20 protein-coding genes are annotated in these 21,719 nt (G+C 72.1%); 15 read left to right on the top strand and 5 right to left on the bottom strand.

The annotated features are described in order from the left end of the window. Positions 1-18: 18 nt before the first annotated feature. The 3 genes from ACIBJB_RS22965 to ACIBJB_RS22955 all read left to right on the top strand — a co-directional run bounded on the left by ACIBJB_RS22965 (position 19) and on the right by ACIBJB_RS22955 (position 1,799). On the top strand, positions 19-561 hold the full coding sequence (locus ACIBJB_RS22965; RefSeq protein ID WP_365647275.1) for a sigma-70 family RNA polymerase sigma factor: 543 nt from the start codon (positions 19-21) through the stop codon (positions 559-561). Beyond that, entirely contained in the window at positions 558-1,403 is an 846-nt protein-coding gene (locus ACIBJB_RS22960; protein WP_398932954.1) for an anti-sigma factor domain-containing protein, read from the top strand. The genes ACIBJB_RS22965 and ACIBJB_RS22960 overlap by 4 nt, the downstream gene beginning before the upstream one ends. A 126-nt stretch (positions 1,404-1,529) precedes the next feature. Beyond that, positions 1,530-1,799 carry a hypothetical protein gene (locus tag ACIBJB_RS22955; protein WP_398932953.1) on the top strand — a complete coding sequence of 90 codons (270 nt, stop codon included), beginning with the start codon at positions 1,530-1,532 and terminating at the stop codon, positions 1,797-1,799. 242 nt (positions 1,800-2,041) lie between these two features. Here ACIBJB_RS22955 and ACIBJB_RS22950 read toward each other — a convergent pair whose 3' ends face one another. After that, positions 2,042-2,824: an ABC transporter permease gene (locus tag ACIBJB_RS22950; protein ID WP_398932952.1), complete on the bottom strand. Its 783-nt coding sequence runs from the start codon at positions 2,822-2,824 to the stop codon at positions 2,042-2,044. Then, positions 2,821-3,759: an ATP-binding cassette domain-containing protein gene (locus ACIBJB_RS22945; protein ID WP_398932951.1), complete on the bottom strand. Its 939-nt coding sequence runs from the start codon at positions 3,757-3,759 to the stop codon at positions 2,821-2,823. Before ACIBJB_RS22945 ends, ACIBJB_RS22950 begins: the two co-directional genes overlap by 4 nt. A gap of 63 nt (positions 3,760-3,822) precedes the next feature. Here ACIBJB_RS22945 and ACIBJB_RS22940 point away from each other — a divergent pair, with 63 nt between their 5' ends. After that, positions 3,823-4,536, top strand: a complete 714-nt coding sequence (locus ACIBJB_RS22940; RefSeq protein ID WP_398932950.1) for a TetR/AcrR family transcriptional regulator — start codon at positions 3,823-3,825, stop codon at positions 4,534-4,536. On the opposite strand, the gene ACIBJB_RS22935 is transcribed toward ACIBJB_RS22940, so the two are convergent. Genes ACIBJB_RS22935 through hmgA form a run of 3 tightly spaced genes read right to left on the bottom strand, consistent with a single transcriptional unit; the run spans position 4,533 to position 7,837 of the window. Further along, positions 4,533-5,687 carry a type ISP restriction/modification enzyme gene (locus ACIBJB_RS22935; RefSeq protein ID WP_398932949.1) on the bottom strand — a complete coding sequence of 385 codons (1,155 nt, stop codon included), beginning with the start codon at positions 5,685-5,687 and terminating at the stop codon, positions 4,533-4,535. The two genes, ACIBJB_RS22940 and ACIBJB_RS22935, sit on opposite strands and share 4 nt — an antisense overlap. A gap of 26 nt (positions 5,688-5,713) precedes the next feature. After that, positions 5,714-6,463: a GntR family transcriptional regulator gene (locus ACIBJB_RS22930; protein ID WP_398932948.1), complete on the bottom strand. Its 750-nt coding sequence runs from the start codon at positions 6,461-6,463 to the stop codon at positions 5,714-5,716. 27 nt (positions 6,464-6,490) lie between these two features. Continuing rightward, on the bottom strand, positions 6,491-7,837 hold the full coding sequence (gene hmgA / locus ACIBJB_RS22925) for a homogentisate 1,2-dioxygenase (protein ID WP_398932947.1): 1,347 nt from the start codon (positions 7,835-7,837) through the stop codon (positions 6,491-6,493). Between the two features lie 173 nt (positions 7,838-8,010). On the opposite strand from hmgA, the gene ACIBJB_RS22920 reads away from it, so the two are divergent. The 11 genes from ACIBJB_RS22920 (at position 8,011) to ACIBJB_RS22870 (ending at position 21,645) form a co-directional block, all read left to right on the top strand. Continuing rightward, positions 8,011-8,901 carry a hypothetical protein gene (locus tag ACIBJB_RS22920; protein ID WP_398932946.1) on the top strand — a complete coding sequence of 297 codons (891 nt, stop codon included), beginning with the start codon at positions 8,011-8,013 and terminating at the stop codon, positions 8,899-8,901. Positions 8,902-8,965: 64 nt separating this feature from the next. Further along, positions 8,966-9,586 carry a TetR family transcriptional regulator gene (locus ACIBJB_RS22915; RefSeq protein ID WP_398932944.1) on the top strand — a complete coding sequence of 207 codons (621 nt, stop codon included), beginning with the start codon at positions 8,966-8,968 and terminating at the stop codon, positions 9,584-9,586. A gap of 77 nt (positions 9,587-9,663) precedes the next feature. Further along, positions 9,664-11,895: a molybdopterin oxidoreductase family protein gene (locus ACIBJB_RS22910; RefSeq protein WP_398932943.1), complete on the top strand. Its 2,232-nt coding sequence runs from the start codon at positions 9,664-9,666 to the stop codon at positions 11,893-11,895. 209 nt (positions 11,896-12,104) lie between these two features. After that, entirely contained in the window at positions 12,105-13,538 is a 1,434-nt protein-coding gene (locus tag ACIBJB_RS22905; protein WP_398932942.1) for a CitMHS family transporter, read from the top strand. Between the two features lie 40 nt (positions 13,539-13,578). Beyond that, entirely contained in the window at positions 13,579-14,817 is a 1,239-nt protein-coding gene (locus ACIBJB_RS22900) for an MFS transporter (RefSeq protein WP_398932941.1), read from the top strand. A 101-nt stretch (positions 14,818-14,918) separates the two neighbouring features. Next, the gene (locus tag ACIBJB_RS22895; RefSeq protein ID WP_398932940.1) at positions 14,919-15,578 is read left to right on the top strand and encodes a hypothetical protein; all 660 of its coding nucleotides are present in this window, start codon (positions 14,919-14,921) and stop codon (positions 15,576-15,578) included. After that, positions 15,565-16,521 (top strand): class F sortase, encoded by a 957-nt coding sequence (locus ACIBJB_RS22890; protein ID WP_398932939.1) that lies wholly within the window; start codon positions 15,565-15,567, stop codon positions 16,519-16,521. Before ACIBJB_RS22895 ends, ACIBJB_RS22890 begins: the two co-directional genes overlap by 14 nt. Positions 16,522-16,693: 172 nt before the next feature. Further along, positions 16,694-18,031: an ABC transporter ATP-binding protein gene (locus ACIBJB_RS22885; RefSeq protein WP_398932938.1), complete on the top strand. Its 1,338-nt coding sequence runs from the start codon at positions 16,694-16,696 to the stop codon at positions 18,029-18,031. Between the two features lie 575 nt (positions 18,032-18,606). Beyond that, positions 18,607-19,059 (top strand): DUF3574 domain-containing protein, encoded by a 453-nt coding sequence (locus ACIBJB_RS22880; protein ID WP_398932937.1) that lies wholly within the window; start codon positions 18,607-18,609, stop codon positions 19,057-19,059. Positions 19,060-19,164: 105 nt separating this feature from the next. Then, positions 19,165-20,553, top strand: coding sequence for an aldehyde dehydrogenase family protein (locus ACIBJB_RS22875; protein WP_398932936.1), 1,389 nt, complete (start codon positions 19,165-19,167; stop codon positions 20,551-20,553). Between the two features lie 12 nt (positions 20,554-20,565). Further along, positions 20,566-21,645, top strand: a complete 1,080-nt coding sequence (locus ACIBJB_RS22870; protein WP_398932935.1) for a Zn-dependent alcohol dehydrogenase — start codon at positions 20,566-20,568, stop codon at positions 21,643-21,645. Positions 21,646-21,719 lie beyond the last annotated feature (74 nt).

The raw sequence follows: 21,719 nt of genomic DNA, 5'->3' as shown, positions 1-21,719 counted from the left end.
GCGGGAGGGGGCGACGAGTTGGAAGCGGACGAGCTTCTGATGCTCGTGGCGGGCGGGGACCAGAAGGCATTCGAGGAGCTCTACGGGCTCGTGGCGGGGCCGGTGTTCGGGCTCGTACGGCGTGTGGTGCGTGATCCGGCGCAGTCGGAGGAGGTGTCGCAGGAGGTGCTGCTCGAACTCTGGCGGTCCGCCGCGCGCTTCGACCCGCGCCGGGGCAGCGCGCTGTCCTGGGTCCTCACCCTCGCGCACCGCCGAGCCGTCGACCGGGTGCGCAGCGCCCGCGCGGCCGGTGAACGCGAGCAGCGCGAGGCACGCCGGGCCCACCACCCCGCCTTCGACCAGGTGACCGAGGAGGTCGAGGCGGGCCTCGAACGCGAGTGGGTGCGCCGGTGCCTGGAGCGGCTGACCGAACTCCAGCGCCAGTCCGTCACCCTCGCCTACTACGACGGCTACACGTACCGTGAAGTGGCCGAGCGGCTCTCTCTGCCGCTGGGAACGGTGAAGACGCGGATGCGTGACGGACTGACCCGCTTGCGGGAGTGCCTGGGAGGTGTGGCATGAGCCTCTTCCGCCGGGAAGACCTCCACTCCCTCGCGGCCCCGTACGCCCTCGACGCGCTGGAGCCCGCCGAACGGGCCCGCTTCGAGAGGCACCTCAGGGACTGCGACAGCTGTGCGGCGGAAGTGCGGGCGCTGTCCGAGGACGCGGTACGGCTCGCGTGGTCGGCCGCCGCTCCACCGCCGCTCGCGATGCGCGACCGGGTGCTGTCCGCCGTCCGCACCATCCCCCAGGAGCCCGCCGTACGTCCGGAGCAGGGACGGGCGCGGCCGGAGCCGGCCCGAGCGCGGCCGGAGCCGGTACGGGCGCGCAAGTCGCAGCTGCCGCCCCATGTCTGGGGCGCCCAGCCGCCGCCCAGGCCCCGTCGGAGGCGTCCCCTGTTCGTACCGTTCGCGACGGCCACCGCGGCGGCGGCTCTCGTCGTCGCCTCGCTGTTCGCCGTCCAGGCCAACCGGACACAGGACGAACTGGACGCTCAGAAGGCCCAGGCCAGTGAGATCGCCCACGTTCTCCAGGCCGCGGACGCCCGAGCGACCCGGGGGCAGGACGCACAGGGCCGAACCATCGGAGTGATCGCTTCCGCATCGGAGGGGCGCGCGGTCGTCACCCTGAGCGGGTACAGCGCGCCCCCGAGCGGCCGCGTGCGGCAGCTGTGGCTCATGCGCCCTGACGAGCAACCGCGATCCCTCGGGCTCTTCGCCGCCGACACGCCCTTGGTCGCGACCGGACTCGACAAGTCCGCGACATCACTCGCTGTGACCGTCGAGCCCGATGGGGGCTCCCCGCAGCCCACTACCCAGCCGGTTGTCCAACTCGCCCTGAAATCGGTCGGATTCGGAGAGTAATCATGGAGGGGTCGTCAACACCCTTACGGGGAAGGTGAATCCTGTGACGCCGATACACGTGTGCCCCGACGGGGCGATAGGGTTACCCTGCCCGGGCCGGGTGGACTCGTACGGGTGGGGAGTGACATGGAACAGATAGCAGTGCGCAGGGCGAGGGTCCCTGCGATCACCTGCGGGAGCAGCGCGACCAGTTCGCGCCTCGACCGCCATCTCTCGGTGCTGTCGGGACCTGCCGTCCCGCAGGGCGAGGCGGCAGAGGCGACGTCACTGATGCGTGAGCTGACCGCGCGTGACACCACCAAGCAGGAGCGCAGCGACAGGGGTGCGCGGGTGCGCCGTGTCTCGCTGTTCGCGCCCCTGCGCCGACTGCGCCGTTCGCTGTTCGGCGGGCGCTGAGCCCTACGGCTCGCCGGGCCCCTGGGCTCGGACGTCCCGAACCGCGCTCGGCCGGTCGCACCACCCCGGCGTCGTGCTGCCCTCCCGTCCGTCATCCCCACGGCATGCGGCACGATCCAGGTGAGTCGGTCGAGCGCGGGGCACGTCCCCACCGCAGTCCACCAGCACACCAGACCTGTCATGCACTGCGAGGTCGGCCCGGGCCCCGGCAGGGCCCGAACTCCCCTCCCGGCAAGAGGCGTTCAACCCTCGCCGTGTGCATACCGCCGTACGGCAAGCGGTGCGAAGACCGCGAGCAGGACCGCACACCACATCAGTGACCCGGCGATCGGATGGGCCACCGGCCAGGCGGCCCCCTCCGGCACCGGGGCGTTGCCGAACAGGTCCCGCAGGGCCGTGGTCACCGCGCTGATCGGGTTCCACTCGGCGAGGGTGCGCAGCCAGCCGGGCAGCCCCTCGGTCGGGATGTAGGCGTTGGACAGCAGCGGCAGGATGAACGTCGCACCGCCCAGTTGTCCGGCGGCCTCCTCGCTCCGGGTGAGCAGGCCGAGGAAGATGCCGATCCAGGTCGTCGCGAACCGGAACAGCAGCAACAGCCCCATGGCGCCCACCGCTTGCAGCGCGGACTTCTCGACACGCCAGCCCACCGCGAGCCCCACCAGCAGGAACGGCACCATGCCGGCGGCGGTGACCAGCACGTCAGCGACCGACTGCCCCAGCGGTACGGCCGCCCGGCTGATCGGCAGGGTGCGCAGCCGGTCCGTGACGCCCCGGTGGACGTCCTGGGCCGCCTGGAACATCCCGGTCATGATCCCGTTCGCCGCGGTCGCCACCAGCAGGCCCGGCACCAGGAAGGACCGGTACTCCTCGCCCGGCATCGCCAGCGCGCTGCCGAAGACGTAGCCGAAGAACAGCAGCATGGTGATCGGCATCGTCTGGGTCAGGATCAGCAGTCCGGGGGTGTTGCGGATCCGCTGCAGCTGACGGCCCAGCATCGCGGTGCCGTCGTGGGCCAACATGCTCATGCCGCAACCTCCTTGGTGAGTCGCAGGAAGACGTCGTCGAGGGTCGGCGGTCGGATGCTCGCGTCGAGCAACGGCACGCCCGCCGCGTCCAGTTCACGCACCAGCCGGGGCAGCGTGAGCGTGGTGTCCCGGGTGATCGCGCCGACCGAGTTGCGCTCGTGGTCGAACGACGGCTCCCCGCCGGTCAGTTGGTCGAGCACACCGGCCGCCTTCGCCAGGACGTCCGCGTCCGCGACGACGATCTCGACGTGCGCCCCGATCAACGCCTTGAGCTGGGACGGCGAACCCGTGTGCGCGACCCGCCCCTTGTCCACCAGAGCGATGTCGTGGGCGAGTTGGTCGGCCTCCTCCAGGTACTGCGTGGTCAGCAGCACCGTCGTGCCGTCCGCCGTGAGCTCGCGCACGGCGTCCCAGATGAGGGTGCGGCTGGCGGGGTCGAGACCGGTCGTCGGCTCGTCGAGGAACAGGATCTCGGGGCGGCGGATCAGGCTCGCCGCCAGGTCCAGACGGCGGCGCATACCCCCCGAGTAGGTGGACGCGGCCCGGTCGGCGGACTCGGCAAGACCGAAGCGGTCGAGCAGCTCGGCGGCCCGCTCGGCCGGCCCTCGCACCCGGTGCAGCCGGGCGAACAGCCGGAGGTTCTGCCGCCCGGTGAGGTCCCCGTCGACCGAGGCGTACTGCCCGGTGACGGCGATGGCGCGGCGTACCGCCTCCGGCTCCCGGACGAGGTCGTGTCCGGCGACCCGCGCGGAGCCGGCGTCCGGCCGCAGCAGCGTGGTCAGCAGGCGCACGGCCGTGGTCTTGCCCGCCCCGTTGCTGCCGAGGATGCCGCAGACCGTGCCCGGGGCGACCGCGAGATCGAGCCCGCGCAGGGCGTGGACCTCCCCGAACCGCTTCTCCAGACCTTCACTAAGTACAGCGTACGTAGAAGTCATGGCGTGACCATAGCGCACTACGTACGCTGTACGTAACTAGGATGGTGGCAGAGGTGATGATCGATGGCGGGCCGAGCGGCCGTACCCGAAGTGATCTGGGCACGTCCCGAGCGGACGGGGCGTGGGCCCAAACCCGCGTTCGCCAGGGCGGACATCGCTGCCGCGGCGGTGCGGCTCGCGGATGACGGGGGCCTGGACGCGGTGTCCATGCGGCATGTCGCGGCCGAACTGGGCTGCGGGACGATGTCGCTGTACAACTACGTCCCCCGTAAGGAGGACCTGTACGAGCTGATGGTGGACGCGGTCAGCGGGGAGCACGAGCTGTTCGAGCCGACCGGTGACTGGCGGGCCGACATGCTCCGCAACGCGCGCCAGACCAAGGCGCTCATGCACCGGCACGCCTGGATGGTGCGGCTGATGTCAGGGGTGTACGGCTTCAGCCCCAACGCCCTGCGCTACCTGGAGCACTGCCTCGCCTGCCTCGACCCGCTGGACGTCCCCAACGGCACGAAGATCGAGCTGGTCGCGATGCTCAACGGGTGCGTGACGACGTACGTCTCGAACGAGCTGTCCACGGCCGAGCGGGTGCGGTCGCTGCCGTGGACGCAGGAACAGGAGAACGCCGTCCGGATCGCGTATCTCGGCAGTCAGGTGGCGTCGGGGGCGTATCCGCGGCTGGCGGCGTCGTTCATGGAGGACGCCGGGCCGATCGACCTGGACGCGGTGTTCGAGCGGATGCTGGAGCGTGTCCTGGACGGCTTCGCCCCCAGAGGCTAGAGCAGGGTGAGCTGCCCCTCCGGTCCCTCCTCGTGCCCGTCCAGGACCGAGGCCGGCTTTCGGGCCGAGTCCGGGACCGGCAGGACGCCCGCCTCGCGCAGGTCTCTCGCCGTGATCCGGGACGTCGACTCGTCCTGGAAGGGCTGGAGGTCCGCCAGCAGGGCCAGCACGGTGATCAGTTCGAGGAGCTCCGACGTCCACGGCTGCGGCCAGGTCGCCGGACGGATCGCGGCCAGCGTGCCCGGCTCCGGTTCCGTGACGCGGGCCGTGAACCACTGCTCCAGGACCCGCACTCCGCCGGCCTCGAAGTCCCAGGCCTTCGGCGGTACGGGGGAGATGCGGCCCTCGTCCAGCAGCAGGGCCTCCTCGTCGCGGTCGTAGTCGAGGGTCAGGGGCCGGGACGGCAGGGGGGCGCGGACGTAGGGGCGGCGGCCTCCGGGCAGCTTCGGGCGGTCGCCGTCACGGCGCATCAGCCAGAGGACGCGGTGGCCCGACTCCACGCCGCGGGACCACAGTTCGGGGTCGTCGGTGAGCGGGACGGTGAGGTCCGGGCGGACCGCCGTCAGGATCCAGGCGAGGACGTCCAGGGGTTCCACCGTGATCCCGAGGCGCGTCCGCAGGTGCTTCAGGAGCCCCGGGGCCAGGTTCGGCTCCGTGCCGCCCGGGCGGCGGAACAGGGGGCGGATGCGGCCGGGGCGGAGCAGGGGGAGGAGGGAGGTGGCCAGGAGCTGGGGGCCGTGTCCGTCCGTGGGGGTCTCCACCACGAACACCTGGTCCTCGTCCGCCACCCGCCAGAGCTCGGGCCGGGCCGCGTCGATCAGCCGGTGGTCCGGGATCAGCCACTGCTCGTCGAAGGGCCCGCGCAGGACCCGTACCGGCTCCGGGCAGGGGCCGGTGGCGCGCGCGAGCTTCTCGGTGCCGCCCGTCCGTCCCGGCAGCTGCCCGACCGCCGAGCGCAGGGTGCGGGAGCGGGTGGGCTCGAACAGGGCTTCCCGGTCGGGTCCCTCGGCCTTCAGCAGGGCGTCCCAGCGGGCCTTCAGGGATGCCGCGTCGGGGCCCGTCGGCCACCCCCGGCCGAGCCGCGGCGGTGCGACGGACCACGGCATGAGGTCCGCCAGCGGCGGAGCGTCGTCGTGCGTCACGCTGGGCATCGTACGACCTGTGACAGACAGTGCGGTCACGTGGCGTCCAGGGTGACGGTGAACGAGAACCGGTCGCCCCGGTAGTGGATCACCGCCGCGTCGAGCACCCGGCCGGCCGTGTCGTAGGTGACCCCGGTGTAGTGCAGGATCGGGCTGAGCAGCGGGACTTGGAGCAGCCGGGCGGTCTCCGGGTCCGCGAGACGCGCCTCCACGGTGTCCGTGATGCGGCTGATGTCCGCCCCGACGACGTCCCGCAGCACCTTGGTCATCGGCCAGCGCGCCAGATCCGACGGGTCGATGCGCGCGGCCAGTTCGGGGCGCACGTAGTTGCGGGCGTGGTTGGTCGGCTCGCCCGTCTGCTCGTCGCTGCGCAGTCGGTGGTACGAGGCCACCTCGTCCAAGTCCGGGAAGTGCTCGGCGAGTCCGGGCGGAACGGGTGACTTGCCGTGCTCCAGCAGCTCGGTCGTCATGCCGGACTGCTGGGCCACGATCGCGTCCACGGAGCCGAGCAGCCGGACGGGGGTGCCCCGGCGGGCGTCCGGCTCGATGAAGGTGCCCCGGCGGCGGTGACGGGTGATCAGCCCCTCGTCCTCCAGCTCCTTCAGGGCCTGCCGCATGGTCAGCACGCTCACGCCGTAGTGGCCGGCCAGCTGTTCCTCGGTGGGCAGGCGGAGCGGGTCCTGGGGTGAGCGGCCGAGTATGGAGGCGCGCAGGGACTGCGACACCTGGTACCAGAGCGGCAGCTTGCGGTTCAGGACGATCGAGTCCGGGGCGAAGGAGGTCACGGGCTATCCGTACCTTCCGCGGATCGGTCAGTGCAACGGGCGGAAGTGACGTTCCAGGCCGCGCCACACGTCGTCGTAGTGCGGCTGGAGATGGTCCGCCCGGGCCGCGTGCGCGGTGAGCGTCACCGGCCAGCGCGTCTCGAACATGAACGCCAGCCCGTCGTCGACCTTCTGCGGCTTCAGCTCGGCCGCGCTCGCCCGGTCGAACGTCTCCCGGTCCGGCCCGTGCGCCGACATCATGTTGTGCAGCGAGCCGCCCCCGGGCACGAAGCCCCCTTCTCCGGAGGCCTTCGCGTCGTAGGCGCCCTCGATCAGTCCCATGTACTCGCTCATCACGTTCCGGTGGAAGTACGGCGGCCGGAAGGTGTCCTCGCCGACCAGCCAGCGCGGTGCGAACACGACGAAGTCGACGCCGGCCAGCCCGGGGGTGTCCGACGGGGACGTCAGCACGGTGAAGATCGACGGGTCGGGGTGGTCGTAGGAGATGCTGCCGATGACGTTGAAGCGGCGCAGGTCGTAGACGTACGGCACATGGTTGCCGTGCCAGGCGACCACGTCGAGCGGGGAGTGGTCGTAGGTCGCGGTCCAGAGGTTGCCGCAGAACTTGTTGACGACCTCCACCGGCCCCTCGACGTCCTCGTAGGCGGCGACGGGAGCCCGGAAGTCGCGGGGGTTGGCGAGGCCGTTGGCGCCGATCGGGCCGAGGTCGGGGAGCTGGAAGGGTGCCCCGTAGTTCTCGCACACATAACCCCGGGCCGACTCGTCGAGGAGCTCGACACGGAAGCGGACCCCACGAGGGATCAGTGCCACATGGCCCGGCTCCACATGCAGCAGTCCGAACTCCGTGCGCAGCGACAGCCCGCCGCGCTCCGGGACGATCAGCAGCTCGCCGTCGGCGTCGCTGAAGACGCGGTCCATGGAATCGGTGGCGTGGTAGAGGTGCACCGCCATACCGGTGCGCTGGGTGACGTCGCCGTTGCCGCCGAGGGTCCACAGACCGGCGAGGAAGTCGGTGCCCTCGGCCGGCTCCGGAAGGGGGTTCCAGCGCAGCCGGTTCGGGTCCGGGACCGACTCGGTGAAGGGGGCCGTACGGATCCGGCCGTTGTGGGTGTGGGTGAACGCCGGGTGCGCGGCGGAGGGGCGGATCCGGTACAGCCAGGAGCGGCGGTTGTGGGCGCGCGGCTCGGTGAAGGCCGTACCGCTGAGCTGCTCCGCGTACAGGCCGAGGGGGGCGCGCTGCGGGGCGTTGCGGCCCTCGGGCAGGGCGCCCGGGACGGCCTCCGAGGCGTGCTCGTTGCCGAATCCGGAGAGGTGGGCCAGGCCCTCGGCGGCCTTGCGTGCGTCGCCGCGCGTGATCGCTGCGTCCCCGCTCATGATCGCTCCCTTGCGGTCTGATTCCTATGGAACACCGTAGGATTGCGGTTTCATCGGCGCAAGAGGCCGTTCCGTGGAACCGATTTTCCCGCGGTGACCTCCTCAGGGAGGAGAGCGAGAACCAGACCCCAGGGGGATTCGCGGTGTCGGACCTGTGTTCTACGCTCGCCGGCATGTCGTGGACGCGGGGACTCATTGCCCTGCTCGCGGTCTGTGTCGTGCTGGTGACCGGATCCGTGAGCTGTGGCGCCGGTGGGGCGCAGGAGCGCAGGGACGGACAGTCGGTCTCACCGGTGGGCAAGGTCCTCGACGACACCGACGAGGAGGGGCGCCACTACCGTGAGGTGGGCAAGGACAACGCCCCCGACGTGGGCATAGAGGTGCAGCCGAACACCGACGACAGCTGGTCGGTGCGCCTGACCGTCGAGAACTTCACGTTCTCGCCCGCCGGGACGAAGGCGAAGGCGGTCTCCGGCCGCGGAATCGCCGTCGTCTTCGTGGACGACCGCCCCGTCACCACCCTCCGCACCCCGTCCTGCCGCCTCGCGGCCGCGTACGTCCCCCAGGGCACCCACAAGGTCACCGCCAGGCTGTACGCCGACGACGGCACCGTGTGGGCCGTGGACGGCGACCCGGTGGAGAGCACGGCGGACGTGACGGCGTCGGAACCTCACCGGACGGGGAACGGCGCTTTGGACCCGCAGGCCGGGGGGAGTGGGGACGGCGGCTCGGAATCGCGGGCCGGGGGGAGTGGGGGCGGCGGCTCGGTGTCGCGGGCCGCCACGCGTGTGGTCGCCGGCGGTTCGGGCTCGCTGCTCGTCCTGGCTACGAGTGGAGGTGCCTGGGAAGTGCGGGCCACGGCGAGTGCGGGCGGCGGTGTCCGGGGCCGGCTGGGCGGCGCGAGTGCGGGTGAGGCGGCTTCGGGTTCGCCGCCCGCTCTGAGTGCGAGTGGGGGTGCCTGGGAAGTGCGGGCCACGGCGAGTGCGGGCGGCGGTGTCCCTGGCCCGGAAGGCGGCGCAGCCTCCGGCGCGCGGCTCGCGACGAGTGCCGGCGGTGGCCGATGAGTGCCGCGGGCCCCCGGCCCCGTACCAGGTGGCAGGGTTTTCCGGACCACGGCGGAAAGGCATCATGAAGCCCGTGCCCCAAGCGACCTCGCTTCGCCGTGCTCCCGTGCAGCGGCGCAGCGCCGAACGGCTGACCAGAATCCTCGACGCCTGCGCCGACCTGCTCGACGAGGTCGGCTACGACGACCTGAGCACGCGCGCCGTCGCCCTGCGCGCCGGCGTGCCCATCGGCTCCGTCTACCGCTTCTTCGGCAACAAGCGGCAGATGGTCGACGCACTGGCCCAGCGCAACCTGGAGCGTTTCACGGAGGGCGTCACCGACCGCCTCAAGGAGTCGGGCGAGGAGGGAGGCTGGCGTACGGCGATGGACGTCGTCCTCGACGAGTACCTCGCCATGAAACGCACCGCCCCCGGCTTCTCCCTCGTCGACTTCGGCAACCAGATCCCCGTCGGCGCCCGCCACGCGGAACCCAACCACCGGGTCGCCGACCGCCTCACCGACCTCCTCTCCGGCTACCTCGCCCGGGAACCGGACGACGACCTGCGCCGCACCTTCCTCATCGCCGTGGAGACCGCCGACACCCTGGTCCACCTGGCCTTCCGGATGGCCCCCGAGGGCGACGAGCGGATCATCCAGGAGACCCGGGAGCTGCTGCGCGCCTATCTGGCGAGGGTTCTGGACTGACCGTCCACAACCCCTCCCGTCCATCCCTACCGGTCGGTATGCTCACCTGGACAGGCACCGCTGCCCCGGGAGGACCCGTGTCCCGCACCGCTCTGCGTATCTGCCCCCTGTGCGAGGCCACGTGCGGTCTCACGCTCACCATCGAGGGGACCCGGGTCACCGGCGCCCGCGGCGACCGTGACGACGTGTTCAGCAAGGGGTTCATCTGCCCGAAGGGGGCCTCCTTCGGCGCCGTCGACGGGGACCCGGACCGGCTGCGCACCCCCCTCGTGCGACGGGACGGGGAGCTGCGCGAGGCCACCTGGGAGGAGGCCTTCGACGCGGTCGCCGCCGGAATCCGGGGCGTCGTCGACCGGTACGGGGCGAACTCCGTCGGGGTCGTCCTCGGCAACCCCAACGTGCACACCATGGCCGGTGCCCTCTACCCGCCGGTGCTGCTCGCCGGGCTCGGCACCCGGAGCGTCTTCACCGCGTCCACGGTCGACCAGATGCCCAAGCACGTCTCCAGCGGGCTGCTGTACGGCGACGCCAACGCCATCCCCGTGCCCGACCTCGACCACACCGACCATCTCCTGCTGATCGGCGCCAACCCCCTGGAGTCCAACGGGAGTCTGTGCACCGCCCCCGACTTCCCCGGCAAGCTCAAGGCGCTCAAGGCCCGCGGCGGCACCCTCACCGTCATCGACCCCCGCCGCACCCGCACCGCGAAGCTCGCCGACCGGCACATCGCCATCCGGCCCGGTGCGGACGCGTTGCTTCTCGCCGCCATGGCGTACGTGCTCTTCGAGGAAGGCCTCGTGGACACGGGGGAGTTGACCTCGCACCTCCAGGGGCTCGACGAACTCCGGGAAGCCGTCCAGGACTTCACTCCCGAAGCCGTCGCCGACGCCTGTGACGTGGGCGCCGACGTGACGCGTGCCCTCGCTCGCGAACTGGCCGCAGCGCCAACGGCCGCCGTATACGGCCGTATCGGCAGCTGCACCGTCCCGCACGGCACCCTGGCCAGCTGGCTCGTCGACGTGCTCAACATCCTCACCGGCAACCTCGACCGGCCCGGCGGCGCGCTGTTCCCGCAGGCGGCCACCGACCGGACGCCCCGGCCCGCGGGACCCAGCCACGGATTCGCGCTCGGGCGCTGGCACTCCCGGGTGAGCCGACACCCGGAGGCCAAGGGTGAGTTGCCGCTCTCCGCACTCGCCGAGGAGATCGACACCGCGACCGCGGAGGGCGAGCCGGTCCGCGCGCTGATCGCCGTCGCCGCCAACCCCGTGCTGTCCGCCCCCGACGGCGACCGGCTCGACAAGGCCCTCGGCTCGCTCGACTTCATGGTCAGCGTGGACCCGTACCTGAACGAGACCTCGCGCCACGCCCACGTCGTGCTGCCGCCGCCCCCGCCCTCCCAGAGCCCGCACCACGACTTCGCCTTCAACACCCTCGCCGTGCGCAACCAGGTCCGCTACACCCGCCCCGCCGTCCCGCTGGAGCCCGGCCGGATGGCGGAGACCGAGATCCTCGCCCGGCTGGTCCTCGCCGCGACCGGCATGCACGGCGCCGACCCGTCCGCCGTGGACGACCTCGTCATCGGCCAGACCCTCGGCAAGGCCGTCAAGGACGCCCACTCGCCCGTGCACGGCCGCGAGCCGGGCGAACTCACCGCCCAACTCGCCGGCGACACCGGCCCCGAGCGGCGGCTCGACATGATGCTGCGCCTCGGCCCCTACGGCGACGGTTTCGGCGTACGACCGGACGGCCTGAGCCTCACCAAGCTGCTCGCGCATCCGCACGGCATCGACCTGGGACCGCTGGAGTCCCGGCTGCCGCAGCCGCTGAAGACCAGGAGCGGCAAGGTCGAACTGCTGCCTCAGCCCATCGAGGACGACCTGCCCCGGCTGCGCGAGGCCCTGCGCCACCAGGCCGACGGGCTCGTCCTCGTCGGCCGCCGGCACCTGCGCTCCAACAACAGCTGGATGCACAACGTGCCCGCCCTCACCGGCGGCACCAACCGCTGCACCCTGCAGATCCACCCCGAGGACGCCGAGCGGCTCGGGCTGAAGGACGGTGCCGCGGTGCGGGTCAAGGGCGCCGGGGGAGAGGTGGTCACCGAGGCCGAGGTCACCGACGGGGTGCGTCCCGGCGTGGTCAGCCTGCCGCACGGCTGGGGCCACAACCGGCCCGGCACCCGGCTCAGCCACGCCCTCAAGGACCCCGGCGTCAACGTCAACCAGCTCCTCGACGGCAGCCTGCTCGACCCGCTCTCGGGCAACGCGGTACTCAACGGCGTACCCGTACTGCTTTTTCCCGGGGGCTGAGTCGATATGCGGCTACCGCCGCGCGGCCCCCGGACCCCCAGCAGAAAACAGCCGCCGTAGCGGCCCTGTGAGCAGCGCAAAGCTGTGACCAGCAGTTTTGCGCTTATTGCTCGCATGTCAACGTCTTGTTAACGCTGCTTGACGGGTCCTAACGTCATCGCACTGCCGACTCCGGTGGGAGTTCAAGGGCGAACGTTAGGTATCCACTCATGTTGACCATCCTCGGCTTCGCCATGATCGCGACCTTCCTGGTCCTGATCATGCTGAAGAAGATGTCGCCGATCGCGGCGCTCGTGCTGATCCCGGCATTGTTCTGCGTCTTCGTCGGGAAGGGCGCCAAGCTCGGTGACTACGTCATCGACGGCGTCACCAGCCTCGCCCCCACCGCGGCGATGCTCATGTTCGCGATCGTCTACTTCGGCGTGATGATCGACGTCGGCCTCTTCGACCCGGTCGTCCGCGGCATCCTGAAGTTCGCGAAGGCCGACCCGATGCGGATCGTCGTCGGCACGGCGATCCTCGCCGCGATCGTCTCCCTCGACGGCGACGGCTCGACCACCTTCATGATCACCGTCTCGGCGATGTACCCGCTGTACAAGCGCCTGAAGATGAGCCTGGTCGTGATGACCGGTGTCGCCGCCATGGCCAACGGTGTGATGAACACCCTGCCCTGGGGCGGCCCGACGGCCCGCGCCGCCACCGCGCTGAAGCTCGACGCCAGTGACATCTTCGTCCCGATGATCCCGGCCCTGGCCGTCGGCCTGCTGGGCGTCTTCGTCCTCTCGTACGTGCTCGGCAAGCGCGAGCGCAAGCGGCTGGGCGTGCTCACCCTGGACGAGATCCTGGTGGACGAGAAGGCCGAGACGAAGGTCGAGGAGACCGAGACGGTGCTCGTGGGCGCCGGCGGCTCGGGCTCCGGCTCCGGCTCGAAGACCCCCGTGGCCACCGGCGGCTCCGGTTCCGGCACCGACGCCGAGGACGAGGCCGGCGACGCGGAGCGCTTCCAGGTCCTCGACCCGAACCGGGCCACCCTGCGTCCCAAGCTCTACTGGTTCAACGCGCTGCTCACGCTCACCCTGCTCACCGCCATGATCATGGAGTGGCTGCCGATCCCGGTGCTGTTCCTGATCGGCGCCGCGCTCGCGCTCACCGTGAACTTCCCCCACATCCCGGACCAGAAGGCCCGCCTGGCCGCCCACGCCGACAACGTCCTCAACGTCTCCGGCATGGTCTTCGCCGCCGCCGTCTTCACCGGCGTCCTCCAGGGCACCGGCATGGTCGACCACATGGCCCGCTGGATGGTGGACGTCATCCCCGAGGGCATGGGCCCGCACATGGCCCTCGTCACCGGCGTCCTGAGCCTCCCGCTCACCTACTTCATGTCGAACGACGGTTTCTACTTCGGCGTCCTCCCGGTCCTCGCCGAGGCCGGCGCGGCGCACGGTGTCACCCCGCTCGAGATGGCCCGCGCCTCCCTCGTCGGCCAGCCGCTGCACATGTCGAGCCCGCTCGTCCCGGCCGTGTACGTCCTGGTCGGCATGGCCAAGGTGGAGTTCGGCGACCACACCAGGTTCGTGGTCAAGTGGGCCGCGCTCACCTGCCTGATCATCCTCGGGGCGGGCATCCTCTTCGGGATCATCTGACCTGCTTCACGGAGGACCTGCTTCACGGAGGACTTGAACCATGGCGCCCGGTGGGAACCGCGGCTGGCTGCTCCGCCTCGTCATCGCCTTCAGCTTCGCGCAGGGGGCGGTGTCGATGGCCCGGCCCGCCGTCTCCTACCGGGCCCTCGCGCTGGGCGCGGACGAACGGGCGGTCGGTGTCATCGCCGGTGTGTACGCGCTGCTCCCGCTGTTCGCGGCGGTCCCGCTGGGCCGCCGTACGGATCACGGGCGGTGTGCGCCGCTGCTGCCCGTCGGGGTGGTCCTGATCTCCGGCGGCTGCGCGCTCAGCGGCCTCGCCGACTCGCTCTGGACGATGGCTATCTGGAGCGGGGTGATGGGCCTCGGCCATCTCAGCTTCGTCATCGGTGCCCAGTCGCTCGTCGCCCGCCAGTCCGCCCCGCACGAACAGGACCGCAACTTCGGCCACTTCACCATCGGCGCCTCCCTCGGCCAGCTGGTCGGCCCGATCGCGGCGGGCGCGCTGATCGGCGGCTCCGACATGGCGGGCACGAGTGCGCTGGCGCTGCTCGTCGCGGGCGCCGGGGCGGCGGTCGCGTGCACGTCGTTGTGGCGCATCGAGCACCGCGACACGGCGGCCAAGTCCCGTACCGGACAAGGCGATCGGGTCCGCGTCGGGCACATCCTGCGGTCCCGGGGCGTGCCCGGGGGCATCTTCGTGAGCCTGTCCGTACTGTCCGCCACGGACATCCTCACCGCGTACCTTCCGGTGGTCGGCGAGCACCGGGGCATCGCCCCCTCGGTGATCGGCCTGCTGCTGAGCCTGCGCGCGGCCGCCACCATCGCCTGCCGTCTGGTGCTGACCCCTCTGCTACGGCTGCTGGGGCGCGCGTTGCTCCTGACCGCGACGTGTCTGCTGGCGGCCCTGCTGTGCGCGGGCATCGCGCTGCCGGTCCCGGTGTGGGCGCTGGCCGTCATGCTCGCCGTGCTCGGCTTCTGCCTGGGCGTCGGACAGCCGCTGTCCATGACGACGGTCGTCCAGGCCGCCCCCGACGGCGCCCGCTCCACCGCGCTCGCCCTGCGGCTGACCGGCAACCGTCTCGGCCAGGTCGCCGCACCGGCCACCGCGGGCCTGGTCGCGGGGCTCGTGGGCGCGGCGGCGCCCTTCGTGATGCTCGGGACGCTGCTGCTGCTCTCGGCGGGAGTGGCGCTGCGGTCGCCGGGGCCGCCCGAAAAGCCCGGTCCGGACGCGGGAAAGCGGCCGAAACGCCCGGGATTGCGCCGCACGAGCGATATCTGACGGCGCGCCGGGCGTCGATGCGCCCGACCGCTGCGCGCATAAAGGAGAGTGCTGCCGAAAGAGCGATTTGTATGGAAATCGTCTGAATCGGAGGAGCGCCCATGGCCACCCTGACACTCCCACGTACCTTCCGCGTTCGCGCGGGCGCAACTGTCGTCCTCACCGCCCTCGCCGCGGCCGGCGCGTCCTGGGTGGCGGCGCCGACCGCGTCGGCCGCGGGTGAGAACGGCGACATCCGGATCCACCATGTGGGCATGCCCTTCGGCATCTCGAAGGACGATCCCAAGGTCTGCAAGTTCTACCTGGATGCCGTCAACTTCGACGTCCTCACCACCATCGCCTACACCATCACGCCCCAGCCTCCGCTTCCCAGCGCCGCCACCGTCGCCGGCGCCATCCAGCTCGCTGGGGGCGCCGGTCACACGGACCCGCTGGGGCTGGCGGACGGTCAGTACAAGATCACCTGGATCGTGACGGGCGTCCCCAAGGAGAAGGTCTTCCGCGTCAACTGCCACGACGGCAAGCGCGGCGGGGACCGCCGGCCGGGCGACCAGATCGAGGACCGGGGGAGCGACGGCGGGGGCTGGGGCAAGAGCGACCCCAATGGCCCGAAGGGCGGTGTGCACGCGGGCGGCGGCGGTCTCGTCGACACCGCGGCCGCGTTCGCGCCGGTGACCGCCGCGGGAGCCGTCGGCCTGGTGGCGGTCGGCGGTGTCGCGTACTTCCGGCTGAACCGCCGTCGGCCCAATGGCGCCGCGTAGGCGCAGACGCAGGCCCTGGTATCGGACCCGCGCCTACCGCCTCACCAGGACGGCCCTGCTCACCGTCGTCCTGGTGACGGTGGGGGTCCGGTGCACGGGTGACCACAAGTCGACCGCGCCGTACGTGCCCGACGGCCAGGGCGCCGTGGCGGCCGCCGGCCCGGACACCGAGGTGACCCGAGAGCCGGATGCCGAGGCGGGCCGTGGGTCGGGCGCCGAGGTGAGTGGTGGGCCGGGCGCGGAGGTGGGCCGTGAGCCTGGCGCCGAGGTGACCCGAGAGCCGGATGCCGAGGCGGGCCGTGGGTCGGGCGCCGAGGTGAGTGGTGGGCCTGGCGCCGAAGTGGGCCGTGAGCCTGGCGCCGAGATGACCGGTGGGCCGGGCGCCGAGCCGACCCGGGGGCAGGCCCCCTCCGCCCGCCCCACGCCCACCCGCACGCCCCCGCTCCGCCCGCTGCCCCGGTCCCGGCCGACCTCCTTCCGCATCCCGTCCCTGGGCATCGACGCCCCCATCACGGGCCTCGGGCTCATCAGAGGACGGGAGTTGGCGACACCGCCGGTGGACAAACCGAAACTCGTGGGCTGGTACCAGGGCGGACCCACGCCCGGCGAGTCCGGCACGGCGATCGCCGTCGGTCACCGCGACACCAGGACCGGCCCCGCCGTCTTCGCCGCGCTCGCCCAGGTGAAGCCAGGCAAAGTGATCGAGGCGGGGCGCGCGGACGGCCGTACCGCCGTCTACACCGTGGACCGGGTGAAGGTCTTCGACAAGGAGGGCTTCCCCGACAAGGAGGTCTACGGCCCGGCCCGGCGCCCGGAGCTCCGCGTGATCACCTGCGGTGGGCTCTTCAAGTGGCGGACGGGCTACACCAGCAACGTCGTGGTGTTCGCCCACCTCACCCAGACCCGTGAGCCGCGGCCGCCGAAGAGCACGACGGCCCGCTGAATCCGGCCGTCCGTTTTCTCACTGGCTGGACTGGAGCGCCTGATACCGCCCAGTCTCTTCCCCTGACCGGGCGCGTTCCGTTAACTTCCGTGACTCACAGCCCCGTACGACCCGCCCGGGGCCTCTCGACCGCGGAGCACCAGCGCCTGATTCAGCCCTCGGGGGCACCGTCATGACACGCGCCATCTCCTTGCACGACGTGAGCAAGACCTACACGCGAGGAATCCGGGTGGTGGACCGGCTCTCGCTGGACATCGCACCCGGCGAGTTCCTCGTCCTGCTCGGCCCCTCCGGCTGCGGCAAATCCACCGTGCTCAGGATGATCGCCGGACTGGAGGAGATCACCGAGGGCGAGCTCCGACTCGACGGCGAGTACGCCAACGAGCTGCTGCCTGCCGAGCGGCGGATGGCGATGGTGTTCCAGAACTTCGCCCTCTACCCCAACATGACCAGCCGCGGGAACATCGGCTTCCCGCTGCGCATCGAGGCCCCCGACGAGGATCCACGCGCGCGCGTGGACGCCACCGCCCGCATGCTGGGCATCGAGGACCTCCTCGACCGCTACCCGGGTCAGCTCTCTGGCGGCGAACGCCAGCGGGTGGCGATGGGCCGGGCCATCTCCCGCCACCCCTCCGCGTTCCTGATGGACGAGCCGCTGTCCAACCTGGACGCCAAGCTCCGCAACCACCTGCGCGCCGAAATAGCCGGGCTCACCCGGGAGTTGGGCGTCACCACGGTCTACGTCACGCACGACCAGGCCGAGGCCATGTCGCTCGGTGACCGGGTCGCCGTGCTGCGCGGCGGAGTTCTCCAGCAGGTCGGCACCCCGCGCTCGGTGTACGCGCTGCCCCGCAACGTCTTCGTCGCCGCCTTCATCGGCACCCCGCGCATCAACCTGCTGCGCGGCCTGGTCCGGGCCCCGCTAGACGGCGCGATGACCATCAGCCTCGGCAAGCAGTACCTGCGGCTGCCCGAACCCCTCTCCCTGGACCACCAGTTGCTCCGCGTCCAGCAGGGCCGCGAGGTGATCGTGGGCCTGCGTTCGGAGGCGATCCGCATCGCCGAACGGACCTCCGCGCGTCCCGGCGAGATGCCGATCACGGGCCTGGTGGAGCACGTGGAGTTCCAGGGCCACGAGGTCCTCGTCCACTTCAACACCGGCTCCCGCCCCGCCCTCGTCCCCGACCTGGAGGCCCCGCGGCCCGCTCCACGGCCGACCCGGCGCCGCCGCCGCGACGGCACGGTCCTGGAACGTCTGCGGGATCGCGCGGGCTCCCTGCGGGCGGGCCCGGTGGTGGTCCTGGAGGACCCGCCGGACTCCGGCCCCGAGCCCACCCCGTCCGACCCCCGCCTCCCCGGCGACCTCGTCGTCCGCACCACCCCGGACCTCGACCTCCGCCGCGGCATGCAGGTCCCCCTCCTCGTCGACATCTCCCACCTCTTCGTCTTCGACCAGCACGGAGAACGCATCTCCCCGTCCCCGGACCACCTTCCGGACCTGGACGAGTGAGGGGCCGGGTGGGGGAGGGCGCGGCTCGGCGTGAGGGTGCGCCTCGGCGCCGGGTCCGCCGTCGCTCCGCCGCACCGCCTTCGTTCGCTTCGGCGCCGGCCACGGTCGGTCCGCCACGGCGCCTGCGACCGTACCTGGACGGGTGAGGGGTCGGGCGGGGGAAGAATGCGGCTCGGCGTTGGGCCCGCCGTAGCTCCGCCGCCTGGCCACCGCCCCCGGCGCCTGGCCACCGCCCCCGGCGCCTGGCCACCGCCCCCGCCGCCTGGCCACCGCCCCCGGCGCCGGCCGCCGTGCCTCCGCCGCGCTGCCACCTCCGCCCCGGCCTTGTCCGCGGTCGGTCCGCCGCTCCGCCTGCGACCCTTCCGGCCTTGTCCGCGGTCGGTCCGCACCACTGCCTCCGTCCGCCCCGGGCCAGCCCCTGGCCAGCCTCGATTCGCCGCACCACCCCGCCCTGGCCGGCGTCGACTCGCCGCACCGCCAACCAGGCCGCCCCTCCCGGCGTGCCTTCGGCCTGGTGGAGTGAACCGAGGGCGCGGCAGCCGGGGCTGGTGGCGGTGGCCCGCTAGGCAGGGCGTATGAACGTGCTCCTCACCAGGACCAGGGTGCTCCTCGCCGGCGTCGCCCTTCTGCTCGTCGCCGCCCCGCCCACCGCCTACGCCACCCTCGCCGAGGCCGACGACTCGGTGCCGGAGCGCGGGGCGCCGTACGTCGAGACGCAGCTGTTCTTCGGGACCGAGCGGCCCGGCGGTGGACCGGCTGTCACCGACCGGCAGTTCATGGCCTTCGTCGACAAGGAGGTCACGCCCGGCTTCCCGGACGGACTGACCGTGCAGGCCGGGCGTGGGCAGTGGCGGGACGTGAGCGGGAGGATCGAGAAGGAGAGGTCGTACGAGCTGATCCTGCTGTACCCGGCGGGTCAGGCCGCCGCGAGCGACCGGAGGATCGAGGAGATCCGGCGGGCGTACGAGAAGACGTTCGGGCAGGAATCCGTGGGGCGGGTGGACGACCGGGCCCGTGCCGACTTCTGATGTCCCTGGACGGTCCGGGCCCGCTCTGGCGCGAAAAAACTATCGCCGCTAGTTTATGTGGCCGGACGACGAAACAGGTCACGGCCCAGCCCGGGAGGACGCACCATGAAGGCGCACGACGGCATGTACATCGACGGCGAGTGGCGCCCCGCCACCGCCCCGGACGTGATCGAGGTCGTGAACCCGGTCGACGAGCAGGTCATCGCGCGGGTCCCGGCCGGTACCGCCGAGGACGTCGACCTCGCCGTACGGGCCGCCCGCGCCGCTCTCCCGGCCTGGGCCGCGACCGCACCCGCCGAGCGGGCCGCCCGCCTGGCCGCCCTCCGGGACGTCCTGGCCGCCCGCAAGGACGAGATCGCCGAGACGGTCACCGCCGAGCTCGGCTCGCCGCTGAAGTTCTCGCAGAACGTCCACGCCGCCGTCCCCGTCGCGGTCGCCGCCTCCTACGCGGAGCTCGCGGCCACCCACCCCTTCGAGGAGAAGGTCGGCAACTCCACCGTCCACCAGGAGCCGATCGGCGTGGTCGGCGCGATCACGCCCTGGAACTACCCGCTCCACCAGATCGTCGCCAAGGTCGCCCCGGCCCTCGCCGCGGGCTGCACGGTCGTGCTCAAGCCCGCCGAGGACACCCCGCTGGTCGCCCAGCTCTTCGCCGAGGCGGTCCACGAGGCCGGCGTCCCGGCCGGCGTCTTCAACCTGGTCACCGGCCTCGGCCCGGTCGCCGGGCAGGCGCTCGCCGAGCACCCGGAGGTGGACCTGGTCTCCTTCACCGGCTCCACCGCGGTCGGACGGCGGATCGGCGCGACCGCGGGCGCCGCCCTGAAGAAGGTCGCCCTGGAACTCGGCGGCAAGTCCGCCAACGTCATCCTGCCGAGCGCCGACCTCGCCAAGGCGGTCAACGTCGGCGTCGCCAACGTGATGTCCAACTCCGGCCAGACCTGCAGTGCCTGGACCCGGATGCTGGTGCACACCGAGCAGTACGACGAGGCCGTCGAACTCGCCGCCACCGCCGCCGCGAAGTACGGCGAGCGCATCGGTCCCGTCGTCAGCGCCAAGCAGCAGGCACGGGTGCGGGGTTACATCGAAAAGGGTGTGGCCGAGGGTGCCCGACTGGTGGCCGGCGGCCCCGAATCCCCGCGCGAACAGGGCTACTTCGTCAGCCCGACCGTCTTCGCCGACGTCACCCCCGACATGACGATCGCGCAGGAGGAGATCTTCGGCCCGGTCCTGTCCGTCCTGCGCTACGAGGACGAGGGGGACGCCCTGCGCATCGCCAACGGCACGGTCTACGGACTCGCGGGCGCCGTCTGGGCCGGCGACGAGTCGGAGGCCGTGGCCTTCGCCCGGCGGATGGACACCGGCCAGGTCGACATCAACGGCGGCCGCTTCAACCCCCTTGCTCCCTTCGGCGGTTACAAGCAGTCCGGCGTGGGCCGCGAGCTCGGCTCGCACGGTCTCGCCGAGTACCTCCAGACCAAGTCCCTCCAGTTCTGAAGGAGCCTTCCCGTGGTTCGTGCCGCCGTTCTTCCCGCCGTGGGCGCTCCCCTGGAGGTCACCGACATCGACCTGCCGGACCCCGGCCCCGGCCAGGTCCGCGTCCGGCTCGCCGCCGCCGGGGTCTGCCACTCCGACCTGTCCCTGTCCAACGGCACCATGCGCGTCCCCGTCCCGGCCGTCCTCGGCCACGAGGGCGCGGGCACGGTCGTCGCCGTGGGGGAGGGCGTCACCGGGGTCGCGCCCGGCGATGGAGTCGTACTCAACTGGGCTCCCTCCTGCGGCAGTTGCCATGCCTGCTCGCTCGGCGAGGTCTGGCTGTGCGCCAACGCGCTCAACGGCGCCGCCGACGTCTACGCCCGCACCGCGGACGGCACCGACCTCCACCCCGGCCTGAACGTCGCCGCGTTCGCCGAGGAGACGGTCGTCTCCGAGTCCTGCCTCCTGCCCCTCCCCGAGGGCATCCCGCTCACCGACGCGGCCCTGCTGGGCTGCGCGGTCCTCACCGGCTACGGAGCCGTCCACCACGCGGCCCGGGTCCGGGAGGGCGAGACGGTCGCGGTGTACGGCGTCGGAGGAGTGGGCCTGGCCGCGCTCCAGGCGGCCCGGATCGCGGGCGCTTCACGGATCGTCGCGGTCGATGTCTCCCCGGAGAAGGAGGAGTTGGCGCGCGCGGCGGGCGCCACGGAGTACGTCGTGGCCTCCGAGAACACCGCCCGCGAGATCAGGGGCCTCACCGGCAAGCAGGGCGTCGACGTCGCCGTGGAGTGCGTGGGCCGCGCGACGACCATCCGCACGGCCTGGGACTCGACCCGCCGCGGCGGCCGTACGACGGTCGTCGGCATCGGCGGCAAGGACCAGCAGGTCACCTTCAACGCCCTGGAGCTCTTCCACTGGGGCCGCACCCTCGCCGGCTGTGTCTACGGCAACGCGAACCCGGCCGAGGACCTCCCCGTGCTCGCCGAGCACGTCCGGGCGGGCCGCCTGGACCTCGGCGCCCTGGTGACGGAACGGATCGCGCTGGACGGGATTCCGGCGGCGTTCGACAACATGCTGGCGGGCAAGGGCGGCCGGGCACTGGTGGTGTTCTGATCGACGGTTGCCCGGACCCCCCTCGGGTGCTCCGGGCAACCTTCCCGCACAACCGTTGACCCCATACCGTCCGG

The organism is Streptomyces sp. NPDC050759 (assembly GCF_044456945.1).
In the GTDB taxonomy this organism is placed as follows: Bacteria; Actinomycetota; Actinomycetes; order Streptomycetales; family Streptomycetaceae; genus Streptomyces.
Note: the sequence above shows the minus strand (reverse complement) of the source record. Positions and strands in the feature narration are given on the sequence as shown.